Origin of the sequence: Novosphingobium sp. (genome assembly GCF_041915465.1) — a bacterium.
Lineage (GTDB): Bacteria > Pseudomonadota > Alphaproteobacteria > Sphingomonadales > Sphingomonadaceae > Novosphingobium.
Window position 1 is genome coordinate 1 of the sequence record NZ_JAYSBK010000175.1, and the last position, 2965, is coordinate 2965.

The following is a 2965-nucleotide window of genomic DNA, read 5'->3' on the forward strand; positions in this document are numbered from 1 at the left end:
TCACCGCCGAAGCCGACGAACTTGCCCACGAACGACGAGCGATAGCGGACCGAGGCGCGGGCGTTGAAGCCCCACTTTTCGAAGTAGACGGTGCCGTTGGCGACCCACTTCGAATAGTCGGGGATGTCTTCCGACGTGCCGCCCAGGGTCGGGGTGATATTGGTCTTGGTATAGCCGATGCCACCGGTGATGCCGAAGCCGTCGAGCGCCGGGGTAATCACGTCGAGCGGGATCGAGCCGGCCAGTTCCGCACCGTAGAGCGAACCGTTCTTGACGTTGACCGGCTGGGTGATCGTGCCGATCATGTTGACCGGGAAGCCCGGCGGAATGGTGATCGGCAGGCCGGAGTAATCGAACACCGCCGGCGCGCGGTAGATGAAGCTGTCGAACTTCTTGTAGAACAGCTGAAGGCCAATGTAGCCCTTGTTGCCGAAGTACTGTTCGAAGTTCAAATCTGCCGCCCAGGCACGATACGGGCGCAGCTGCGGATTGCCGCCATTGCCCGAAATCAGGAAGTTGGTGGTCGAATAGGAATATTCACGCGCCAGCTTCAGGTCATCCATGCGCGGACGCTGGATTTCGCGGGCCGCGGCAAAGCGGATCACGGTATTGCTGGGAAAGCGCAGCGTCAGGTTCATGCTGGGCAGCACGTCCCAATAGGTTGCGCCTTCGGTGCCGGTGGCCTGGCTGGCCGGGAAGGTCGCCAGGTTGATGATCCCGCGCGACTTCTGTTCGGTGTTCTGGGCAAGCACGCCGACGTTGCCGGTCAGGTCCGCCGAACCCACCGTGCCGCGCAGGTCGGCCTGGAGGTAAATCGACATCAGCCGCTCGGTGACCGAATAGGCCTTGGCCGGGATGTCCTTGCTGGTGTTCAGGGTCTTGACCAGAACGCCATCGTTCAGCAGCTGGAACGGATCGTAGCTGAGCATGTCGCCCGAACCGATGTAGGCGAAGTTGGTCGGTGCAAGGCGGTATTGCGCCGGCAGCACCAGCGAAGTCGCTCCGCCGGCAAGGTTGAGGTAATACTCGTCCGGGGTCTTCTTCTTGGTGCGGTCATTGTACGACATGCCGAAGGTGACCCTCGAGACGAAGCCCGTCTCGAACTCGTGCGCCACCTGGGCCTGGAAGCTCTTGATCTCGTCGCTGATCTTGCGATCGTTGTAATAGCCTTCCTGATGCCCGGTCGGCGCACCGCCGCCCCAGCCGAGCGGGTCGGTCAGTACGATGAGGTTCGGGTTCGAATAGTCCAGCGTGTGGCTGGTGAAATGGGTGCCCTGCGAATCGCTGACGAAGGTCAGGTTGTCGAGCACCTTGCCCGGGCCGTTGATTGTACCGGCATTGCTTTCCAGGCTCAGTTCGTTGCGCTTGGTCTTGGAATAGCCCGCGTCGAGCATGAACGACCAGCCATCGTCACCGACGTACTTGGCGTTGATCCCGCCCGAGAAGATGTCCGAATTGCGCTCGTAACCGTGGTTGTTGACCACCGCGCCGACGCCGGTGAAGGTGCCGCCGGTGATCAGGTTGCCGGTGGTGCCGGTCGGCGTCAGCGTGGCGCCCGACCAAGCCAGCGGGAATTCGATGCCGCGCTTGATCTGCTTGTCGGTGAAGTGCGAATAGAATCCGTCGGCCGTGATCGTGAATTCGGGGGTCATTTCCCACTGCAGCGTGCCCTGCACGGCAGCGCGCTTCACTCGCGAGGAAACGCCGAACGGCTTGATCCCGCCGATGACCTTGTTCGAACCGTTGTCGGCATAGCCCCAGGCTTCGAATTCTTCCGACTGGTACGGATCGTCGGTGTAGGCCGCCGACAGCGCGAGGCCGAGCGTGTCGTTCGCGAACTTGTCGGCATAGGTGCCGGTAACGCGGAAGCCCTTGTCGCGGCTTTCGGCATTGACCTTGCCCATGTCGGCATAGGTGCCGCGCGCGCCGAACGAGAGGATGCGGTCCTTGATTTCAAGCGGGCGGATGGTCTTGATGTCGACCGTACCGACCAGGCCCTGGTTGACCAGCGAGGCCATCGGCGACTTGTAGACGTCGATCCGGCTGACCGTTTCGGAGGGGAACTGGTCAAATTCGACGTTGCGCTGTTCGCCGGTCGAGGTCTGCGGACGCCCGTTCATCGTGGTCGAGGAGAGATCCGGGCCAAGGCCGCGGATCGCGATCGAGTTGGCGCGGCCAGCGAGGCGCTGCGAGGTGAGGCCCGGCAGGCGGGCAAGCGATTCACCGATCGAGGCATCGGGCAGCTTGCCGATGTCTTCGGCCGAAACCGATTCAACGATGGTGTCGGATTTCTTCTTCACGTTGACTGCCGTCTGCAGCGAAGCGCGGTAGCCGGTAACGACGATAGCGCCGTCGCTATCGTCAGCGGCCGCAGCCGAGGCGGTGTCCTGTGCGGCGGCGATGCCGGGCAGTGCGAATGCGGAAACGGTGATGGCAAGCGCAGATACGCCGATGCCACCAAGTGACTTGGTGCGAAGTGCCACGTTGAACTCTCCCAAACCCGCCGGATGAACGAGGGCCCCGGCGCGTCGACCCCATGTGTGCAAGGTGGTCTTCGAGACCCAGTCCCCCTGCATTGGCCGTCTGGTTAGTGCGGCGATGCAGCCTGCCGGAAGAAGGCATACGTATACGCATTTTATGCGAAGGGTGCGGCTGTGGCCTTTACGCCACGGTGAAACGACTTGAATTTCCGGCGATTGCAGCGCCGCGAGGACGGCCCTAGGCTGCATACGAATACGCAATGCCCGACGCGGTTAGAGCGGGCAGCGCGAGAGGAAAGCACAATGGGGCGCAAGCGGTCGAACAAGCCGACAAGCTTCGACATCGCATTCATGGCGGGGGTCTCGCAGCCCACAGTCAGCCGCGCGCTGCGTGGATCGAAATCGGTCAGCCTGGCCACGCGCCAGCGGATCGAGGCGATCGCCCGCGATCTCAACTATTCGGTCGACAAGAATGCCTCGTCGCT

At 62.4% G+C, this 2965-nt stretch carries 2 protein-coding genes; one reads left to right on the top strand and one right to left on the bottom strand.

Features of this window, described 5'->3' with window-relative positions:
- Positions 1-2483, bottom strand: a 2483-nt coding sequence (locus ACE3SN_RS16625; protein WP_374531917.1) for a TonB-dependent receptor, incomplete at its 3' end; no start/stop codon positions are given.
- A 300-nt stretch (positions 2484-2783) separates the two neighbouring features.
- Between ACE3SN_RS16625 and ACE3SN_RS16630 the strand changes: the two genes are divergently transcribed.
- Positions 2784-2965, top strand: a 182-nt coding sequence (locus tag ACE3SN_RS16630; protein WP_374531919.1) for a LacI family DNA-binding transcriptional regulator, incomplete at its 3' end; no start/stop codon positions are given.